Genomic DNA, 20802 nt, shown 5'->3' on the forward strand with positions numbered 1-20802 from the left:
CCCATGGGCGTGGGGAAGACGCTGCTTGCTCTGCTGGTTCAGCCAGTAAGAGGGAAACACCCCCACGGGCGTGGGGAAGACTCACGGCCGGCGCTGCCCTGGTGGCTGCCGATAGAAACACCCCCACGGGCGTGGGGAAGACAAGATCACCAAGCCTTCGAACCGGCCCATATAGGAAACACCCCCACTGGCGTGGGGAAGACCTGCTGACGCGCTGTCTGCTGGCTCCCTTTGGGGAAGACCTCCAAATCCCAGACAGCATGCGGCCAGCATCGGAAACACCCCCACGGGCGTGGGGAAGACCGGCAACCGCCTGAACAAGTACGGGATCTGCTAGAAACACCCCCACGGGCGTGGGGAAGACGCGCCGGCCGTTCCCTACTGCGCAGCCGCCGCAGAAACACCCCCACGGGCGTGGGGAAGACGCCTCAGTCAGACCGCCAACGGCTTTGCGATAGGAAACACTCCCACGGGCGTGGGGAAGACTTCCCATCTTTTGCAGGGCCCATTATCGACATGGAAACACCCCCACTGGCGTGGGGAAGACATAGCCGCACATACAGCAGCAAAAAGAGGCATGGAAACACCCCCACGGGCGTGGGGAAGACCCCCTCAGCTGGCGGAATCTTATCCGCAGAGTAGAAACACCCCCACGGGCGTGGGGAAGACTGGGAGGACTACAAGCCCGGGCGGCCTGACCCGGAAACACCCCCACGGGCGTGGGGAAGACTTAACAGAAGGCCGGGCGTATCGCCTCGGTCAGGAAACACCCCCACGGGCGTGGGGAAGACAGCATCAGTCGCACTCAGGCGCAGACGTTTCAGGAAACACCCCCACGGGCGTGGGGAAGACATACCACGCTTGCCGAGCTTCAAGCCGCTGGTGGAAACACCCCCACGGGCGTGGGGAAGACAGGAGATCACCAACGGTAGGGCGGGACGTTGGAGAAACACCCCCACGGGCGTGGGGAAGACTGCGTAATGGTCAAGTTCACATGACCAGCGCAAGAAACACCCCCACGGGCGTGGGGAAGACCACACTGGGATGATCACGTCGCTGGCCCCGGTGGAAACACCCCCACGGGCGTGGGGAAGACGCTGTGTCGAGCAGCTGCTGCGCCAGCTCATGGGAAACACCCCCATGGGCGTGGGGAAGACGCCAAGGAACTGGATGTGTCAGGGCTGGTACCGGAAACACCCCCACGGGCGTGGGGAAGACTTATACAGGGACGGGATAAGTCCAGTAAGGGTGGAAACACCCCCACGGGCGTGGGGAAGACTCCTGCTTGGGCCAGCGAACCCAAGTGCGATCGGAAACACCCCCACGGGTGTGGGGAAGACTCCAGCAGACTGGCCGCAAGCTGGACACTATCAGAAACACCCCCACGGGCGTGGGGAAGACGAGAGAAGGCGCGGCTTATCATATGGCTTTGGGGAAACACCCCCACGGGCGTGGGGAAGACCACCCATGAGTAAGAAAGTTCCAGCACAAAGAAGAAACACCCCCACGGGCGTGGGGAAGACGCTGGCATGGCACGCGGTTACGACTGGGACGAAGAAACACCCCCACGGGCGTGGGGAAGACGAGCTGGTCGGCGAGTCCAACATCGGGAAGTCGGAAACACCCCCACGGGCGTGGGGAAGACGAACAACGGCAACGCATTCATGGCTGCAACATGGAAACACCCCCACGGGCGTGGGGAAGACTTGGCGCGCGAGGTGTATTCCTGCCCCATGGCGGAAAAACCCCCACGGGCGTGGGGAAGACGCTAGTGTAGCAGGGCACTGAGCATACGGTCTGGAAACACCCCCACGGGCGTGGGGAAGACCAGAGTTACAGTCGAGAGCTGGCCGCCCAGGTGGAAACACCCCCACGGGCGTGGGGAAGACGACCATGCGCCCGCCCACTGTGCGTCTGACCGAGAAACACCCCCACGGGCGTGGGGAAGACCAGAGTTACAGTCGAGAGCTGGCCGCCCAGGTGGAAACACCCCCACGGGCGTGGGGAAGACGACCATGCGCCCGCCCACTGTGCGTCTGACCGAGAAACACCCCCACGGGCGTGGGGAAGACTTAGCCGCGCGCAACTCAGCCCCGTCCACCTCGGAAACACCCCCACGGGCGTGGGGAAGACGACCCGACTCGCTCCGTGCGCCAGTTGATGATGGAAACACCCCCACGGGCGTGGGGAAGACTTGCCCCTTGGCAAGCAACAACAAACCCAGAGGGAAACACCCCCACGGGCGTGGGGAAGACTTTCAACAGCGAGATGTTGAGCAGTGCCATAGAGAAACACCCCCACGGGCGTGGGGAAGACCGACATCAGTCAAACAGCCCAAGCTGGCGCTGAGAAACACCCCCACGGGCGTGGGGAAGACCGGCACTGCCGGGGCCCAGCACGAGCTCACCGGGAAACACCCCCACGGGCGTGGGGAAGACGCCCGCTCGGTCAGGAGGTGCTGGTCGCGCTCGGAAACACCCCCACGGGCGTGGGGAAGACCCGATAGTTAAATAAATGGCTTGAATGGTCATGGAAACACCCCCACGGGCGTGGGGAAGACATCCGCTGGCGCTGCTTACCGTTACCGCCGCCGGAAACACCCCCACGGGCGTGGGGAAGACGGCAGCTGCCGAGCAGCCAGCGATCGAGCAGGGAGAAACACCCCCACGGGCGTGGGGAAGACAGCAGGTAATCCTCAAACACGGACACCCCATAGGAAACACCCCCACGGGCGTGGGGAAGACATCGACGATAGTAAGGACGCAGATACTAACGAGGAAACACCCCCACGGGCGTGGGGAAGACTGGTACTTGTCCAGGTTGCGGTTGTCAGGGTCGGAAACACCCCCACGGGCGTGGGGAAGACTAGGCATCAGAAACGGTAGCATCCACGCCGTTAGAAACACCCCCACGGGCGTGGGGAAGACTTGAAGAAGGTGGAGCTGGCAGTCGTCCACTTGGAAACACCCCCACGGGCGTGGGGAAGACTGCCAGCTTTATGCGGTGGCTCAGCCTCATAAGGAAACACCCCCACGGGCGTGGGGAAGACTCAACCTTTTGAACGAAGTTTGTGATACTTCCAGAAACACCCCCACGGGCGTGGGGAAGACACCGCATCATCCATGCTCATACCTGCACTCATGGAAACACCCCCACGGGCGTGGGGAAGACCCTTGCGGAATCTGAAGGACTGGACAGTACCAAGAAACACCCCCACGGGCGTGGGGAAGACACAAAAGGAGCCCCATGGCGGGGCTTCCATCCAGAAACACCCCCACGGGCGTGGGGAAGACTCCGTGCTGGCGGGCCCGCAAGGCGCGATGTCGGAAACACCCCCACGGGCGTGGGGAAGACAATACCAGCCCTTCAGGAATACCACCTTATAAGGAAACACCCCCACGGGCGTGGGGAAGACGATCAGATCAGTACCTCGCTCGGCGGCTTCACGGAAACACCCCCACGGGCGTGGGGAAGACGTGGCCACCTCATCCCCACGGCCATCTGTGGTGGAAACACCCCCACGGGCGTGGGGAAGACTCAGCGGCTTCGGCTTGCTCGGCTATCAGCGCGGAAACACCCCCACGGGCGTGGGGAAGACACAATTCAGGCAACGAGCACATAGCGTACCTCGGAAACACCCCCACGGGCGTGGGGAAGACCCCAGCAAGTCGGCTACCAGATGCAGGACTTGAGAAACACCCCCACGGGCGTGGGGAAGACGTATTCGCGCCCTTATAGGGTTGCAGTGCCATGGAAACACCCCCACGGGCGTGGGGAAGACACCAATATATTGTTAAAGATCTTGCCAAGCCAGCTACAGATTGTGGTTGGCTTACTGGTTGAGTAGTTTTTCTACCACCAGCTGCAGGCCGCTTATCTCACAGAGAGTCTTGGTCGGTGACCCTATGGTGCGGATCTGATAACCAGGCGTTTTGGTGATGCTCTTGAATATCACCACTCCTGCTGCGGGTGAGCAGTGCTGGTAAAGGTATTCGATAACGGAGTCAGCCACTGAGTCCTTAATGCCAGAGACAAAGAGATTGGGTCGCGGCTCGATAAACCAAAGCTTCATTCGTCCTCGTACGGCAGGGGGCAAATCATTCGCCAGCACTATCAGCACAATCCCCTCCCAATAACTGTGGAATATCCAGTGCCAAACGTGCGAGCAAATCCTGTTCTATCACCCGTTCCCGAAAGCGGGATGAGACCAGCGCTTTCTCGTAGCGACCGGCCATCTCACGCGTTAGTGAAAAAGCAAGATCGATGCAGAGGCTCTCTTTGTAGAGATCGGCCAGATCGTAGACAAAGGGCAGCGGGCTGCCCGAGTGGATAAATCCCATATGGGGGGAGTAGCCCATGGCATGGAGTGCCGAACAGAGAATGCCGTAGAGAGCGGCATTGGCAGAGGTCAGCACTCGGTTGGTCGTATCACTCAGGTCCATTTTACCTGGAGTGAATTTACGCCCCTTCCAACCGACCCGATATTGCTGCGCCTTTTGCTGATAGAGGGCTCGTACTCTGCTCCCTTCCATGCCCATCATTTCTTTGAGGCTCCTGCCTGCCAGATCTGCATCGGGAAAGCGATAGGCGAACAGGCGACGGGCTACCTCAAGCGATGACTTTTTATTGCAGGCCAGCCGCATTTGGTGATTGAGGTTACGGGTATTGGCGGTCGGTAAAAAACCGGCCGCGTAGAAAAGCAGACTATCTTCCCCCACCCAGCAGATAGCACAGTTGGCTGCAGCGGCAGTCTTGACTGCCTCGTGAGTCAGGCTGGTGCCAGGGCCTAGCAAGATGGCATTGAGAGTCGCTACCGGCAGACGTACGACCTGGCCTTCGGCATCGAGCCACTTTAGACTGCTGTCGTCAATCTCGAGGCGCCCCCGCTCTAGGTAGATAAAGGGATATTTATCCTTGACCTGAGGCAGGGACTCCCGCGTGATCTTGACGAATAGACGCTGACCACCACCCATGTTTTAGCCCTCGTTTATCAGCGTCACCTGCCGATCCCGATAACGCTTATGCTGACCAAATTGCAGCGGAACATCGTTTAATGTCAGCAGCTCCCCCCCTTCAGTGGCTCCCTGGATCACCATAAAGTCCCGGGTTCGTTGCTTCTGCTCGGCCAGATTGAGGGCCGCAGCCAGTGCGTCATCCCGGTTGGCAAACTGTCCCTGAAAGATGAACTCGGTGGGCACGCAGGTTTTTCTGCCAAGGGAGAGATCCCAGACCGGGTTTTGCAGCGCCTGGGCGACCTCGGTTAGCAAGTCAGCGGGGACCTGGAGCAGTACGGCAAACGCCTGATCTTGCAGGTAGTAGCGGTAGGTCATCTTTGTGCCCGCTCCGTTTGGTTTCTTTCCTTCACTGGTTTTTGGGATCAGCAGACTCTGCCAGGGGTCCTTGTCATCGTAACCACTGCCCACCATATGAAAATCGCGCAACAAAGGCTCGCGGGGAGCTGGCTCCCCGTTCTTGTGACGACGGGCAAAGCTGTGGACCTGCATATCGAGATCGGCAAATCGGGCTAGCAGGGATGTCTGGGGGCCCCCAGCCCCCAGGGCAGCGCAGACCATCCCGAGTACCCCGGACTTGGTCGGGAAGTGCAGGGTATCACGCCGTCCAAAGCGGGAGTCGTGGCCCCAGCTTTGTAGCGGCCCTTCCAGCCATAGCAACAGGTAGGGTTGACTCATGACTTACTCCACATGGTTTTGCAGCTTAGCGATCAGGTGATCCAAACTGAATGTCTCGTCCTCGCCCCACTCGTAATCTCCCAGCTTGCCAAACAGGCTGCCGGTGAGCGCCTCTTTCTTGCAGAGATAGCCTTTGAGTGCTTCAACGCTAGGGACTAAAAAGCCATGGCCAGCGGCTTTTACCGGTGCATCAAATGGCACTTGCAAGCGCTGCCCCTTACGAACCAGCACTTTGGCAAACTCCCACGGACTGGCGCCGGATTGGGTAGTCTGACGAGCTGCGGGAACCGCGACAAACAGCGCCTTGGTAAAGGCGGCGATGGCCTGTTTCAACTGTTCTTTATTGAGTTCATCCCCATCCATGGTGTCGGCGAGCTGGCCCAGATCCAGGCTGATATAGCGGTAGTAGGTGGCGGAGTTAAACTCCAGGCTTCCCATGTGGGCCGAACCGGGCTCTTCTTGTCGATCATCGAGCGCTGTGAAGAACTCCACCTCATTGGCCACCTTGTGGGTCGAGATGGCATGACTGAAAGAGGCGGCAGCTTCGACATTCATGTCTGCTGCCTTGGCGACCATGCGACCGAAGAGAGCGATATCGAGCGCATCCAGGGCTGGGTTGAGGCTTTTTTTAGCAAGCTTTGCCAGCTCTTTATCTTTGATCTTGCTTGCATCGAACTCCTGCTCTTTGGCATAGCCAGCAAAGGCTTCGGCCTCACTGTCGCTGATAAACAGCAAAGTATCGTCGGCCAGCAGCTCGGCTATCTTACTTGCACACGACTGGGCAGGTTCCTGTGCTGCACCCAGTTTGATGCAATGCTCGGTGACAAGTTCGGCGACCTTTTTGGTACGAATACCCAGCTTGACGCCAAACTCTTGCAGGGCCAAACGCACCTGACGCTTCCAGCATTGGGAGCTGACTCTGGCGCGGGTTACGCCACCTACGACGGCCGTTTTGGGGGCTCCTACATCATCCCGGTTCAGACACGTAACGGGAAAAGACTGGAGGATGTGAAACTCGATACGGGTATTTTTCAGCGCGTTATTCATGATGATTCCTTGTCAGAAAAGGGGTTGTTCGATAAGGGGAACGACTTGCAGGAGGCCACAGCCAAAGGCGCGGCCACGGCCCAGCCCGCTGGCCACGCTCAGGGCGAAATGTTCGGGATCGGTCACGGTGATATAGCCGCTCAGGGTTGCCTGCTGCAGCGTGATGGCTCGCTCAGCTTTGCCCTTGAATTGGGCCACTCTCACGTCATCGACCTGAAGACGTACAGGGTCTATGCAAAAGCCCCAGTTTGTAGCTGCGCGCTCTATAAACCAGTCGGCAATGGCCTCGCGTCCTTTCACTGGCTTGAGTTGACGGCTCTGGTTATCCCGTCTGGTCGGAGAGATTGTGACGGTAAAGCGGTAGTGGCGGTGCGATAGAAAATCATCAGGCAGAGGGCGTGATTCAACCTCACCATACTCACTGGTTTGAGGAAGACGGTCCGAGAGAAGCAAGATCTGGCGACAAAGGTGATCACCCCCTTTATCGACCCATTGAATTCCGCTTGGTACGCTGGCCTGCTTTTGCGCCTCTGAACGAACGTCCTCAAACAGTCCGTAAACCACCCGGTGCAGTGAGTAGAGGTCGGTCACTCGCAGCTCTTTCACTGCTGCCCGATCTAGGCGTAACACACTGGCATAGAGGGTCATGCTGTCATCTCCTTTTCCTGCCTGCCGTAGAATTGTTGGGCCCAGCGTGCTTTGGCGCGATCTGCACTGCGATGAAACCAGCGTAAGTCCACCAGCAGTGCCGCGTAATCGAGGGGTTGATTGACCCGACTACGGATTAACGTTAACAACGGACGCAAAATGCGGCATACCTCTTCGGTATCGTCACAGGCAAGCAGGCGGCGCAGCCTGGCTTTGGCTTGATCGCTCTCGCGCCCCTCGCTAAAAGCGAGGGCTATCGCCTGCCCCAGTGGCAAGGCACCATTGCGTGCCTGATCACTGCGTGCCACGGCTGCGGCAATCAGAGCAAATGGCTGGCGTTCTTCAGCCCACTCCAGATTGATCCCGAAGGCGGCCAGGGTGTCCCAACTTTGATACTCGGTGGCGGGGTTATCGGCACGGCGCAGTCGGGCGGCAAATCCCTTGTCTTTTTGGCAGCGCTGACAGAGGTATGCGACAAAATCCACCTCGCGACTCTGTGACGCTTGCGGTTGCGTACTCATGGTTGCTCCTGTTGCAAATAGGCGGAGAGGTTTGGCTTGGCTTTGGCCCAGGCATCCATCTGCCGAGCCGTTTGATGGGGGCAGACCTGGTCAAATACCTGGGTGGTGTAGCGGGCAAATTGACGGTGCAGTTGTTGGCGAGCTGTGACCTCATCACAGCCATCGATCAGGGCCTGGCTCTGGCGCTCGCAGAGTTGCCAGAAGAGGTTGCTCGCCTGTTTGGCATATGATGTACCATCCATCAGCTGCGTCTTGTAGTAGCCCATCACGCAGCCGTAAAGGGTCTTGGCCAACCCATCTAACTGGCCAATCTCGGTTTGAAAATGGTTAAACCAGAGCTCGTTAAGGTGACTGGGAGAGAGCCAGCAGAGAGACTCGACCATGTCGTCTGAACCAGAGGCATACTGTTCACCTGCATTGCTGCTGACCCTTAATCCCCCAGACCATATAGCAAAGGGTGCTTCCTGCTTTTTGGCTTTGAGCAGTGCCAGTTTCAGCTGGTAACAATCAAGCGATCTTCCCCCTTGCCCGATAAAACCGAGCAAGCTGGTCAATTCGCGCCATGGGCGGCGCTCGGGGTCGGCCCAGCGCGCCTTGGGTTCCTTGCCGCTGATATCGACGGCTACTGAAGGGTCGAAAACGCCCTCTTTGTAGTTGCCATGTGCAATACCTTCGGAGTAATGCAGTCCCTCATCGGCCAATAAACAGAAGCGACAGAGGGGAACCAACCGCCCCATCAGAGAGCCCTTAAGCTGGTTGGCAATGTGGCAGTCTTCCCCCTCTGGCATCTGCTCCCAAGGAGGTGTCCCCAAGCCAAATGGATAAACTGTGAGATCGGCAATTTCAGTCTCGGTAAAGAGGTTGAGCCAGATGCTCTCTAGCAATGATGTGCCCAGACAGTAGTTATGCAGTAAGCCCATATGTGCAACAGAGGGACCGGGCTTGCCCGTTGATGGTTTGCCTTTGTCATTGCTCTTGCCGGTATAACCCTGTGTCAGCACTACACTGTTGTCGGTCTTTTTTCCCCCCAGCGCAAAGCCCATCTGAGTGAGCAAGAGCAGTGCCCGCTCGCCATCATCGAGCGGCTGCTCTGCTTGGGTTTGGGTCAACACAGTGGTATTGCCGGTCGCTACATCGGGCAGCACGGTGCCGAAACTCTTGATAGCTGCTTTGGCAATGGCAGGCATTTGAAGAAAGGGTTCCGGGCCGTAGAGATAGAAGCGATCGTGCCACTGGGCCAGATAGCTGCAGGCTCTGTCTGCCATTCCTTGCCAACCTAGTTGTTGCCACGCCTCCATATCTTGTGGGGTGGCAGCGGCTTGGGTGATAGCTTGCAGCAGCTTCAGAATGGCGGCCTTTTGCACCGGATTACCACCCAGGGTCCGGTATTCGGGGTGGGTGAAGATATCCTTGAGCCCGACCCGTCCCTTGTCGGCGACCGGGATCCAGGGTTCGTCGATCAGATTGAAGCGATGTTCCAAGGCTTACTCCTTGTATTTGGTAATGGTGAGACCGATGTCATCCCGATAGCGATAAGAGAGGCGATCGCTTAAGGGGAGTGAGCAACCATCGACGGCATGCAATTGATGATCTGTAGCGACCAAGGCAATAGAAATAGCGGCGTCATCCTGCTCTGGATGGCCTAGATACAACACATTGCCCAGGCCTGCTTTTTGACACCAGAGCCGTGCTGGTGGCCGAGGCAGTTGGCTTAAACGGCAGCTGACCAGATGCTGGGTCACCTGTGCCGCGCGGCCTCGCCACTCTGCTGGGGTAAGGCGATGTGCATGCCATGGAATAACAACCTGCTCACCGTCGAGAAAAGTCAGGAGCGTGGCCTGGTAGTGGTTGTCCAGAGACAGTTCAGACAGGAGCAGCAAGTCACCGCTCTCCTGTTCGTTGTAGCGGGTTTGCGCTTTGGCCTCGGGCAGGGTCTTGCCCCCTTTGGAGAGCGTAAGTCGTGCCAGTTGCCGAAGACTGTTGACCCCTTTACGCAGGCGAGTGCCGTCAAAGAGCTCTCGTTTCCAGCGAGCCATCACTTCATCTTCGCTGCGATCCTGATAGGTGAATTCCACCAGTGTGCGGATATGGTCGGGTAAGGAGACTGTCCCCTCCTTTACCTGGACAAGCCAAACCTCCAAAGAACGGCAGAGCAAATAAGGTGAATAAACGTGTGCTGTTGCACCAAAGGCCTGATAGGGATCTTGGTACGCTGTATCGAGGCCTGGGGCAAGGAGCCAGGCCTCTCTGCGGGCCTCGGTGGGCCTCGGGGTATGTTCATGACGCCAGAGACGACCAAGACGCTGAAACAACATATCGGTGGGCGCCATGCGGCTGACCAGGAAGTCGGCGTCGATATCAAGAGATTGCTCCAGTACCTGAGTGCCGATCAGGATGCGGCCTTGCTTCCCGCGGGCTGATCTGCCCGCTTTGCCATAGCAGCTAACCCAATGTGCCTCATTGTTTTGCCGATGCCGTGCGGTAAAGCGAGAGTGCAGTAGACCGCAGGCCACCCCCACTTCCTGTGCTCTGGCAGCCAGATCGAGATAACGTTCCTGTGCCTCGGCCACCGTATTTTCAATCCAAAGTACCTGCTGGCCCTGGGCCGCTCGCGTGAGCGCTTCCTCTAACACGGTCTGGTCCGCCATGGGTTTGCATTGCAGATGAACTGAGCGGGATTCTTCTGGTGTCACCGACAGCTCTTGCAGCAGTGATGGCGTGATACCCGTTGATACGGATATAAGAGGGTAGGAATCTTGCTGTGTCGGCTGCCCGAGCAACTCACTGCGGCGAGCCTGACTCAGCGTGGCGCTGAGAATAATTACGGTGCAGTGCAGGGTTCGAAGTAGTTGGATCAGCTCGTCGAGGATCACGCCAGTGTAGGCGTCATAACTGTGCACCTCATCGAGGATCACCACCTTGCCCGCCAGGCCAAAGGCCCTGACAAAACCGTGCTTGACGTTCATGGCGGCCATCAATGCCTGATCGAGGGTGCCTACGGCAAACGGTGCCAGCAAACCACGCTTCGCACTGTCAAACCAGCTGCGGCCGGGTTTGCCCTCTTCTCCCAACGCCTGATTGACCAACCAGGCACTGCCATGAAGTAGCAGGGAGTGACGGTGCGGACTCTCTTCGGTCAGGATCTGCTTGAGGTAGTCATTGAAGCGGTCTAACAGCTTGTTGGATGTAAGTTGAGTGGGTAGAGCAAAATAGATGCCCGTGGCCTTGCCTTCTTCCAACATTTTGTAGGCTGCATGGAGCGCGGCCTCGGTCTTGCCGAGCCCCATTGGCGCCTCAAGCACATAGACACCGACTCCCTGGATATGCTGGTGGAGAAGCTGTTGAGGTTCATTGGGTTGATAAGGTGTCCCATCCTCAGCCCTGAAAATATCACCAAAGGCCAGCCCTTTACGCACCTGAGGCAAGACAAATCCAGCATCATCCAATGCTTGTTCTATTCTTGGCTGCCAGGGGATTGTTGGGTCTTCAAAGTGATGACCAGAGCCAATCCAATCTGCCACAGTGGTCAGCCCTGCCAATAGTCTTGCTTGTTCCGGCGTCGTGATAGTGGGGATTTCTTCCCCCATAACCCGTTGTAACTCCCCCACCAGTCTGCACCGTTCTGCTTGCCAGGATTTCCCACCAAGCTGCTCGGCACTGGCGCTTAACATCGCATCAGGCGGATTAAAACCGTGGTGCTGCCCGGCGACTCGAGGAACAAACGGGTTGTTTGTGATTGCGGCGAGGGCCAGCTCACTGACACCGGCATGGCCACCCCAGTCACGTTCCTGTATTGCTCGGAATTGAGGCATTCGTTGCAGCCAAGAGGAGTGCTCCCCCTCCACCGCACACTGTAATTTGAGGAAAAATACGGGGCTGATCTTACCGATGTCGTGAAGGGCGGCCTGTAGGGCGCTCCCATGTGGAAAGAGGGCCTGTCGAATCGTCGCTGGTATGCGGTCCAGCAAAGCCCGTGCAGTTTCTCCCACTATCTGGCAGTGGTTAAACACACTCCGGCCAAACTGGGGTACGCCTTGCCGATCTTGGTAGGTCTTGGCCGGGCACAATTCAAAGGGGACAGCAGCGATCTCTGACTCAGTGTCCGTCGTTTTTCGTCTTCGGTTCATCATATTGCAGCCGCCCTTTGTTTCATCACGTTGGCCATTATCTTCTTCTCACTGGCTCACCGGCTGGACTACTGATGTGGTTGCTCCATGTTTTTTTAACCCCGCCTCCATGGCGGCTATCACGCGCTGACGTAGTTCAGGTGGTGCCAGTACTTCGATCTCACCGTTAAAGCGCATCAGGTCGCGCACCAGTTCGCGTTGGTCGGCATAGGGGAAGCTAAGGCGAATATGGCCGCTCTGCTCTAGTGTCTGGATTTGATCGCGATGCCACTGCACATCTCTGACCCAGGGGGCCGCGCTTGGATCAAAGCGCAACTCGGCTTGCTGCATGATATTGCCTGCGAAGATGCCATAGCCGTTGGAGAAGAGTGCGTCCAACTCCTGCGTCTTGCTGTCGTAGGCGACCTCATCAAGTTCAAGGGGGTCGGCAATGCGGCTCAAAGCGAAGATGCGGAGTGCCTTTCGTTCGTGGCACCAGGCGAGCAAGTACCAGTTGTCCCGATACCAGCACAGGCGCTGGGGAGAGACGCGCCGGATTTCGGCCTGATGCGAGGTGGCACTATAGTGGAATTGGACTCGGCGCCTGGCAAACAGGGCCTGCACCAGCGGCAGGAATAGTTCAGGTGCTACATACTGGCGCCCTATGCTCTCAACTCGCAGCCGGTCTGCCTGACTCTGCCACTGGGGACCAAGTAATGTACCGATGCGGTCCTGCAGTTGGGCCAGCCCTTGTTGGTGTAGGCCGGGCTGCACATCTTGTAGCAGGCGATTGGCCATCAACAGGGCGAAGGCTTCTGATTCGGTAAGCCAGACACCTGGCAAGGTAAATCGGCCATCATCGGTATCGTAACGATAACCTCGGGCGATCGGATCCCAGATGATCGGTGCCTGATAGCGGTCTCGCAACAATTCCAGTAGCCGTTTGAAGGTGCTGGCTGAACACTCAAGCCGCTCAAGGATGACGGAGCGTGGAACAGGGTAACGAAATTCCAATAGTAACTGGTGTAAGGCAAGGGCTCGATTAAGTTGTTCCATCTCGTCGTTAACTGATTGATAAATATTGACGAGGCTATCATTCCAGAGGAAATAAAACTCTATCGAGTCTCACATATGTCATCGCCAGATGCGGAAATATCAACTGTTGGCCACCAGCGTCTTCTTTTTATTCTACAGTAGCGTGGTTTAACAATACCGGATTGCTTTTGATACACCTCATCAGGCCCAAGCCTCAGTAACCTCGGTGAAAGGCTCTCCTTCTCCTTCGTCATCAGACCCACTGGCTGACAACTCATTATCATGCTGTGGATTGAAGTCATCTTCATCGAACAGCTCACTGCTTTGATGTGCAATCTCATTGGCCAGCGCCTTGGCAACTTCTGCTTGGCGCTGGGGTAGCCAGTTCCCCATAACCTCTTTCTGATCTGCCATGTAGGCTTGAGCCTGTGCTTCAAGTTCGGCCTCAGATATTCCGCCATCGGTATCAGTGACCGGTTCGATGAAGCTAACCTCTCTGGCGACTTCCATCCTGAGCGAGTAGGGGAGATCCAGCCCTTTCAGCTCTAGTTTCTGCGCAGTCTCCAAGGCACCCCAGCTGTTCTTTTTCCGTTCCAATAGTATTTGGGTCGTGCAGTCAGTCCGCTCTTTCATTGTTAATGAATGTTGTTCACATTCGACCTGCCGCTGTCGCCACAGGGCCGTCTTACGAACCCCAATTAACCGTTCCAGTTCGGCCAATCGTTGGGCTGGTGCTGTTTTTGCCTGCATGAGTGCCATCTCTTGCGTCATGGGCGTCATGGTGCCGGGGTAGTACCACATCTCTCCTTTGGCGTAGTCGGATTTCACCTGCTTAATGGCGCTCTCCTTACAGCTGTATAGCTGAAGGTAGCGCGCACAGGGCAGAACCAGCTCTTCGTCATCCCCGGCTAGTTCGATTGCCGCCTTCAGCAGATCATGATCCAGATTCAGGAGTGACGCATAGATGGCGATATGGCTTTGGGCCGTCAAGTTTTCCATATCGGGGGTCATTGACCCACTTATGCCGTGGAGGAGTCTAGGGTGATCATTTTCTGTATTTCCGACTAAGGGGGGTGTTGTAAGCCGGTGATTGCTCTTGTGTATATGCCCCCCTTCGTTCTGGAGTGATTTTTTATTATATCTTCTTGATTTTATTGTTTTTGATTCTTTTTTTGTGGCGAGCGATGTACAGGACTCTTCGACGGGGCGATCACTTGGTAAGTGATCATTCGCAGTAGAATGATCACTTTTTTGCTGACTCTTGGGTTGCGGCGCCATTTTGCCTTTAGTAGTTGCGCTTTTGACGCCACGCATGGCCCGGCGAGTCGTAGAGGGGTTTAACCCAAACAGGGCTGCATAGGCGGCCAACGTGAGTTCTGGGTACTCCTCTACATAACGTTTTTTGTGTTCTTCCCAATTATGCTTTGCCATATGTATCTCCTTCATTATTCAATTTGAATGCAACCATCAGTTATGTGTCGCTGGTGTCGTGGCAATTACGATTGCGTCACTTACTGCCCCCTTATGCAGCGGCTGATCTGGTAATCCTTGACTGCTGGTGGCCTATCTCCTTTTGTTTCTGCTTTTGCCAAATAGCTCAAGCGGTAGATCAGCGCTTGGAATCGCTGTATCTGGCTGCGATGAACTCTGTAGAAAGGGCATTTGGGGAGGCTCAAATAGCCGTGTTGCCAAATGCACTTTGCGAGTTGTTTGATAGTGTTGGAGTGTCTGACTTTGTGTCCGTCCACCAACAATGCGGTGTGGTAGTGCTGGGCAGTTGCATGGTTCTGTTCTCTCACCCAGATATACCCGTGATAACAGTGTCCGTAATGCTTGAATAACTTGCGTTTTAGCTGTTTGAAGAAATGGCCTACATGTTGATTATCCTGGCTCCATTGCTTCATCTTTAGCTCCAACCTGATCGCGATTAGCTTGCTGGATTTTTCGTAGAACTGGCCGAGTAGCTTAAATATGCCGTGCATGATGTCTTTACGGATCTGGTATCTGCTGATCACTGGCCAGTAATAGCCACCATACTCAAAGTTTGGCGTCAGGTATTCTCGAGAACTATTCTCAATAACAGCCATATTATTAATATCCTGGTGCTGTAAGGGATGGCTCATTGCTGGCAGCCCAGTTGGCCCGTGGCTTTGGTGCAATTTTGTGTCGGAAAAAATCAGGGTAAAAAGCGTAATAAATGTCACAGGTTGTCACACCTAGGGCCCAATAGAGGAGGCTCAAGGCCTCCATCGCAGAGCGTTAATTACGCTTTAACATGATATTTATTGATTTCCTGTCCCAACCAATCAGGCGCCTGTTCTTATGCCTGATTGGCGCAGGCAGTTTGTGGTGCTCCATCCAGCGATAGATGGTCATTCGAGAGCATCCTAATAAGGTGCATAGCTCTTTCATTTTGATGATCGAGGTTGGTTTCGGTGCTGGTGGTTTCAGATAGTCCAGGATGTTGTTGACCATTTGTAGCTCTCTCAGCGTGAGTGGATCCAGACCAACAGGTCCGAGAGCAACCAGGCACAACTTGCACCCAGCTTTTTGCGTTTGGGAAACTCCCCCTTTTGTTCCAATACCCAGGCGTGAGTTCGGGAGACGGTCGTGATGGATTTACGCTCATTTTCCCGTACCAAACGGTCTTGGGGGTGGCCATAGAGCGCAAGGATTTGCTGGCGGTTAGTCTCTGAATACATGAAATCCCTCCGGTTAAAACTTATAAGCTGTTTGGGCTTGTTCGGAGGGATTTTGAGTTGCTCGTAGGTGTTATGAAATGCAGGTAGGGGGGTACCTTAAGTTCGGGTGGTTATTTTTTGCACACATCGGTACTGTTAAGACTACTTAATTTTCTAGCAATGTAGCTGTGGTAATCGCGGATACCATCTGATTCTGAGCCAATTTTTTTGTATGGTTCCGGATCTTGTTTGATAAACAGCTCGACCTTCTGCTCAATCTGAGACGCGTAAAATTTCAGCGTTTTCCCTGGATTTATGGACTTCTCTAAAAAGAAAAGCCTTTTGATTTCTTCATGCAAGGGTTTGTATTTTTCTGCTTTGACCTCTCCCCCTATCCGACCTTCCTTTTTGGCTCTGCGTGTCGTTTTCTCCTGAAGGTGCTTACGAGGGATCGTCGCTGCAAGCTGTGTATCCCGAGCTATCAGGGTATTGATATGTCGTGAAAGCCGTCTGAGATTGAGGGCGGAAAAGGCCCGAACGAGATCCTGGTTCAGATTCAAGTAAGGGTCCTCTCCCTGTAATTGGTTATCACCTTGCAATCCCGATGCATCACGCATTATTAACGAGCCCAGCTGGGAAAAATCCTTGTTCCCCCATTGCTGTTCAAGTTGATGGTTGGCTCCTTCGAGCCACTCAAGCGCAGTTTTGATTGGCAACAACTTGTCTGCTAGTTCGGGATGCTTCTCCATGACTTCCCTCAGTGTTTTGTTCATGGGAAGTGTGTCGATGAAGTCTGGTGATGTTGTAGGTATGCTCAATGGATGGGCCTTATCATGCATATTGCTTGGTGAGTGGAATGACGTTCGGCATGTCGTTGATGATAGGGGTCAGAATGCAGGCTAATTTTTCAAATGCCTCTCTGCGCTCGTTCAGGTAGTCGTGACGGTTGTAGATTCCTTCAACACCCTTGAGTTTGTGGTTAAGGCAGCGTTCGGCAATGTGGCTTGGCACCCCTAACGATGCCAGCAAGCTGCGACAGGTACGGCGCATGTCATGCACGGTGAAGTGTTCCAGGCCTGCTTCACCAAGCAGATTGGCTGTCAGTTGTTTCTTGCTGTCGACCTTCTGGCCAAACAGTTTGGCTATGGCATGGTTCAGGGTGTCACTGGAGATATATCCTCGCCGTTTGCTGGCTCGCCGTGATGGAAAGACATAGGGAGAGCCGCAGGCGCGCACCTTCAGTTCGCTGAACCACTCCAGGCTGGTGGCACTAAGCGGTATGGTAATCGCCACATCGGTTTTGCTGCGTTCTGCCGGGAGTCGCCATACTCGCCCGTCAAAATCGATCTCATCCCACATCGCCGCAATCAGTTCGTTTTTACGCACCCCAAGATGAACCAGCAGGGCTATTGCCAGATAGTTTTCGCGCACGAACTGGTCGCGGTGTTTGCGCAGTACCCGGAACAACATCTCCAGCTCATCCAGACTCAAGATCCGTTCCCGACTTTTCTCCTGCCCACCAGCATCCGACATGGTGAAAGCCTGTGCTGGGCTGTAGTCAATCAAGTTGAGCTTGAGAGCGTGTTTGAACAACTGCTTGCAGACCATCAGGGCATCGTTCGCGGTGGCGTTGCGCCCAGAGTTGGCCACCTTGTGGATGATGGCGCGGATATCGCGGGCATTAACCTCTTTCAAGGCCAGCTTGCCAATGTGTGGGGCAATCTCTTTCCGGTAGATACGCTGGGGGATCTGCGGGTTCTTCAGTCGTCGGCTGACATCATGCTGATACCAGTCGAGAAACAGCTGTTCGACGGTTTTGACGGTCTCTTGCTGATCCCGTTTGCGCTCTGCTGATGGGTCTTTGCCATTTTCCACATCTGCGTTGAGTCGGGCGGCTTCACCGCGAGCTTGAGCGAGAGACAGGTGAGGATATGACCCTATCGTGAACCAGACCCGTTTCTTGGCGATATTGGTATAACGGAGTACCCATTTGCGGGTACCGCTGGGTAGTCTCCGAAGATACAGGCCATCACCCACATTGATGTTATTGGTGGCACCTAGCTTGCCCTCCTTTTCGTCTTCAGCATCCTGCTCTTTGATCTTCTTGGCGAGTTCACTGGCTCTCATACGGGGTCCTTTGGCTAGTGGTATCACGTACTGAAAAAGGTGGTATCACGTCGTGTCGTGATACCAAGCGTGATACCACTTTATCAGAACAGTGGCGGACATCTCAAATCACCAAAAAACAACAAACCCCTGAAAATCAGGGGTTTGGGAGTCATGTAAAACAGCGTGAAACGCTAAAAAACGTCATTCTATGTTCTGAATTTGCTCGCGCATCTGCTCGATGAGCACCTTCAACTCGACGGCGGACTGGGTCACCTCGGCATTGATGGATTTGGAGCCGAGGGTGTTCGACTCGCGGTTGAACTCCTGCATCATGAAGTCGAGACGACGGCCACAGGCGCCACCCTTCTTCATGATTTTAATGGTCTCGCTGATGTGCATCTCCAGACGATCCAGCTCTTCGGCCACGTCGATCTTCTGGGCCAGCAGCACGATTTCCTGCTCGATACGGGCCGGATCCAGCTCCACCTTGGCCTCGGTCAGGCGATCGGTGAGTTTCTGGCGCTGCCATTCGATGATCTGCGGCAGGTGTATGCGCACCTTCTTCACTTCCACCTGGATGCCATCCAGACGCTGCTGGATCAAGTTCTTGAGGTTGGCCCCTTCGCTGGCGCGGGAGGCAAGGAAATCTTCCATGGTCTGGTCAAACCCGCCAAGCAGCTCGGTGGCGACAGCGTCCATGTCTTGTTCGGCGGCGGCCATGACACCCGGCCAGCGCAGCACGTCGACCGGGTTGAGCTGGCCCTGGCCCGCTTCTTTCATTACCCAGTTGGCGCTGTCGATGATGAGCTTGGCCAGCTCTTCATTGATGTGCAGCTGGCTGGCGGCCGCCTGAGCGGCTTCGAAACGCAGGTTGCACTCCACCTTGCCGCGTTGCAGCTTGGCACGGAAACGCTCACGCAGCACCGGCTCCAGGCTGCGCAGTTGCTCCGGCAGACGGATATAGGTTTCCAGATAGCGCTGGTTGACCGAACGAATTTCCCAAACGGCTGTGCCCCAGTCGCCCTTGAATTCCTTGCGGGCGTAGGCGGTCATGCTGTGAATCATTGATTGTTCCGGGCTTGATGAAGTGTGCGGCCAGTATACTCAGCCAGACTTGTCCCGTCAGCCATGGCTGTGGCTTTAGAACCTGTTCCGGCTTTTGTGGGACTGTGTTGAGCCCGACCCAGTGCTGCCCTGAATCCTCATTGAGGGCGATAAACGTGGATTCCAGCTCGGTTCCTCACCACTCACGACCGATCAGGAACAGCGTCTTAGCGGCTGATATTTGGGGCTGGATCACTTATACTCCTGCGCCAATTCAGCCAGCCCAGAGGTCCGTTCCATGTCACGTCCCAGCGATCGCAGTGCCGCGCAACTTCGCCCGGTTACCATTACCCGCAATTTCACCAAACATGCAGAAGGCTCAGTGCTGGTGGAGTTCGGTAACACTCGCGTGCTCTGCACCGCCAGCGTCGACACCAGCGTTCCCCGCTTTCTGAAAGGCAAGGGTCAGGGTTGGGTCACTGCCGAATACGGCATGCTGCCGCGCTCCACTCACTCCCGGATGAACCGCGAAGCGGCTTCCGGCAAGCAGAGCGGCCGTACCCTGGAGATCTCCCGTCTGATCGCCCGCTCCCTGCGCGCGGCGGTAGACCTGACCGCACTGGGTGAGCACTCCATCACAGTTGACTGTGACGTGTTGCAAGCCGATGGCGGCACCCGCACCGCCTCCATTACCGGTGCCTGTGTGGCGCTGGTGGATGCGCTGAACTGGATGGTCGAGAAGGGCATGCTCAAGCAGAGTCCGCTCAAGCAGATGATCGCCGCCGTCTCTGTCGGCATGTATCAGGGCGAAGCCATCTGCGATCTGGAGTACATCGAAGACTCCGCCGCCGAGACCGACATGAACGTGGTGATGACCGAAGATGGTCGCATCATCGAGGTGCAGGGCACTGCAGAGGCCGAGCCCTTCACCCATGAAGAGCTGCTGGCGATGCTGGGGCTCGCCAAGGGCGGCATTGAAGAGATCATTGCGCTGCAGAAGCAGTCACTCTCCTGATTTCTGTTTTGAAAAACGCGGCATTGACCGCGTTTTTTTATACCCCACACCAGTAAACGACAAGCCAAGCAAGGAGCCAGAATGAAAGCCTACCAGCGTCAATTTATCGAGTTCGCCCTGGAGAAACAGGTCCTCAAATTCGGTGAATTTACCCTGAAATCCGGTCGTAAAAGCCCCTACTTCTTCAACGCCGGTCTGTTCAACAGCGGCCGCGATCTGGCCCGCCTCGGCCGCTTCTATGCCGCCGCCCTGATGGATGCCGGCATCGAATTCGATGTGCTGTTTGGCCCGGCCTACAAGGGGATCCCCATCGCCTCCGCCACCGCCGTGCAGCTGGTGGAGCAACACGATGTGGATGTGCCCTGGTGCTTCAACCGCAAGGAGGCCAAGGATCACGGTGAAGGCGGCAATTTGGTGGGCAGCCCGCTCAAGGGTCGCATCATGCTGGTGGACGACGTCATCACCGCCGGGACCGCCATCCGCGAATCCATGGATCTGATCCAGGCCAACGGCGCCTCGCTGGCTGGCGTGCTGATCGCGCTGGACCGTCAGGAGAAGGGCAAGGGCGAGCTCTCCGCCATTCAGGAGGTGGAGCGTGACTACGGCGCCCACATCATCGCCATCATCCAGATGAGTGATCTGATTGCCTATCTGGAAGAGAAGCAGGCCGAGCAGCCGGAGTTGGCGGTGCAACTGGAAGCCATGAAGGCTTACCGCGCCCAGTACGGCATCTGATCGCCCGCTGTTCTAGCGCTAACAAGCCATGCATCGGCGCTCGCCTCTTGCCCGGGTAATCCGGCAGGGGGCGGGCGCCGTTTTTTCATGTTTAAAAAGTGCGAGTCGTGGCTTGAGCTTGCCCTTGCAGTAAAGGTTAGGGTTTGGCGGTCGGCAGCCAGTTCGGCCGAT

At 56.1% G+C, this 20802-nt stretch carries 18 protein-coding genes and 2 CRISPR repeat arrays (1 of these 20 running past the window's edge); of the genes, 2 read left to right on the plus strand and 16 right to left on the minus strand.

Translation table 11 applies throughout. The features are described 5' to 3' along the window. Positions 1-204: a CRISPR direct-repeat array (repeat unit 28 nt; unit sequence GAAACACCCCCACGGGCGTGGGGAAGAC) (it extends 434 nt beyond the left edge of the window). A 71-nt stretch (positions 205-275) separates the two neighbouring features. Then, a CRISPR array of direct repeats spans positions 276-3781; the repeat unit is 28 nt; unit sequence GAAACACCCCCACGGGCGTGGGGAAGAC. Positions 3782-3832: 51 nt separating this feature from the next. From cas2e to WJM78_RS01525, 16 genes are all read right to left on the minus strand, one after another. Further along, positions 3833-4072, minus strand: a complete 240-nt coding sequence (cas2e, locus tag WJM78_RS01455; RefSeq protein ID WP_339012909.1) for a type I-E CRISPR-associated endoribonuclease Cas2e — start codon at positions 4070-4072, stop codon at positions 3833-3835. Positions 4073-4097: 25 nt separating this feature from the next. Beyond that, positions 4098-4973: a type I-E CRISPR-associated endonuclease Cas1e gene (gene cas1e, locus WJM78_RS01460; protein WP_339012912.1), complete on the minus strand. Its 876-nt coding sequence runs from the start codon at positions 4971-4973 to the stop codon at positions 4098-4100. A gap of 3 nt (positions 4974-4976) precedes the next feature. Next, the gene (gene cas5e, locus WJM78_RS01465) at positions 4977-5690 is read right to left on the minus strand and encodes a type I-E CRISPR-associated protein Cas5/CasD (protein ID WP_339012915.1); all 714 of its coding nucleotides are present in this window, start codon (positions 5688-5690) and stop codon (positions 4977-4979) included. A gap of 3 nt (positions 5691-5693) precedes the next feature. After that, positions 5694-6737 (minus strand): type I-E CRISPR-associated protein Cas7/Cse4/CasC, encoded by a 1044-nt coding sequence (gene cas7e, locus WJM78_RS01470; protein WP_339012918.1) that lies wholly within the window; start codon positions 6735-6737, stop codon positions 5694-5696. A 12-nt stretch (positions 6738-6749) separates the two neighbouring features. Continuing rightward, positions 6750-7385 (minus strand): type I-E CRISPR-associated protein Cas6/Cse3/CasE, encoded by a 636-nt coding sequence (cas6e, locus tag WJM78_RS01475; RefSeq protein ID WP_339012921.1) that lies wholly within the window; start codon positions 7383-7385, stop codon positions 6750-6752. Next, positions 7382-7906 (minus strand): type I-E CRISPR-associated protein Cse2/CasB, encoded by a 525-nt coding sequence (casB, locus tag WJM78_RS01480; protein WP_339012924.1) that lies wholly within the window; start codon positions 7904-7906, stop codon positions 7382-7384. The genes cas6e and casB overlap by 4 nt, the downstream gene beginning before the upstream one ends. Then, on the minus strand, positions 7903-9387 hold the full coding sequence (gene casA, locus WJM78_RS01485; RefSeq protein WP_339012927.1) for a type I-E CRISPR-associated protein Cse1/CasA: 1485 nt from the start codon (positions 9385-9387) through the stop codon (positions 7903-7905). The genes casB and casA overlap by 4 nt, the downstream gene beginning before the upstream one ends. A 3-nt stretch (positions 9388-9390) precedes the next feature. Next, positions 9391-12036, minus strand: coding sequence for a CRISPR-associated helicase Cas3' (cas3, locus tag WJM78_RS01490; RefSeq protein WP_339012929.1), 2646 nt, complete (start codon positions 12034-12036; stop codon positions 9391-9393). A gap of 45 nt (positions 12037-12081) precedes the next feature. Continuing rightward, positions 12082-13026 (minus strand): WYL domain-containing protein, encoded by a 945-nt coding sequence (locus WJM78_RS01495; protein ID WP_339012932.1) that lies wholly within the window; start codon positions 13024-13026, stop codon positions 12082-12084. A 222-nt stretch (positions 13027-13248) separates the two neighbouring features. Continuing rightward, positions 13249-14478 (minus strand): hypothetical protein, encoded by a 1230-nt coding sequence (locus WJM78_RS01500; protein ID WP_339012935.1) that lies wholly within the window; start codon positions 14476-14478, stop codon positions 13249-13251. A gap of 80 nt (positions 14479-14558) precedes the next feature. Next, a complete protein-coding gene (locus WJM78_RS01505) occupies positions 14559-15251 on the minus strand; it encodes a YagK/YfjJ domain-containing protein (protein WP_242796945.1) in 693 nt (230 codons plus the stop codon). A 55-nt stretch (positions 15252-15306) separates the two neighbouring features. Beyond that, entirely contained in the window at positions 15307-15522 is a 216-nt protein-coding gene (locus WJM78_RS22755) for a helix-turn-helix transcriptional regulator (protein WP_422388427.1), read from the minus strand. A gap of 11 nt (positions 15523-15533) precedes the next feature. Next, the gene (locus WJM78_RS01510) at positions 15534-15749 is read right to left on the minus strand and encodes a helix-turn-helix transcriptional regulator (protein ID WP_098981424.1); all 216 of its coding nucleotides are present in this window, start codon (positions 15747-15749) and stop codon (positions 15534-15536) included. A gap of 110 nt (positions 15750-15859) precedes the next feature. Continuing rightward, a complete protein-coding gene (locus tag WJM78_RS01515) occupies positions 15860-16501 on the minus strand; it encodes a hypothetical protein (protein WP_339012939.1) in 642 nt (213 codons plus the stop codon). Between the two features lie 58 nt (positions 16502-16559). Further along, positions 16560-17855 (minus strand): site-specific integrase, encoded by a 1296-nt coding sequence (locus tag WJM78_RS01520; protein ID WP_339012941.1) that lies wholly within the window; start codon positions 17853-17855, stop codon positions 16560-16562. Between the two features lie 183 nt (positions 17856-18038). Further along, the gene (locus WJM78_RS01525) at positions 18039-18902 is read right to left on the minus strand and encodes a YicC/YloC family endoribonuclease (RefSeq protein ID WP_108535479.1); all 864 of its coding nucleotides are present in this window, start codon (positions 18900-18902) and stop codon (positions 18039-18041) included. 277 nt (positions 18903-19179) lie between these two features. Between WJM78_RS01525 and rph the strand changes: the two genes are divergently transcribed. After that, entirely contained in the window at positions 19180-19896 is a 717-nt protein-coding gene (gene rph, locus WJM78_RS01530) for a ribonuclease PH (protein WP_021138508.1), read from the plus strand. A gap of 81 nt (positions 19897-19977) precedes the next feature. After that, entirely contained in the window at positions 19978-20631 is a 654-nt protein-coding gene (pyrE, locus tag WJM78_RS01535; RefSeq protein WP_339012944.1) for an orotate phosphoribosyltransferase, read from the plus strand. Positions 20632-20802 lie beyond the last annotated feature (171 nt).

It is taken from the genome of Aeromonas popoffii (assembly GCF_037818705.1).
GTDB classification, from domain to species: Bacteria; Pseudomonadota; Gammaproteobacteria; order Enterobacterales; family Aeromonadaceae; genus Aeromonas; species Aeromonas popoffii.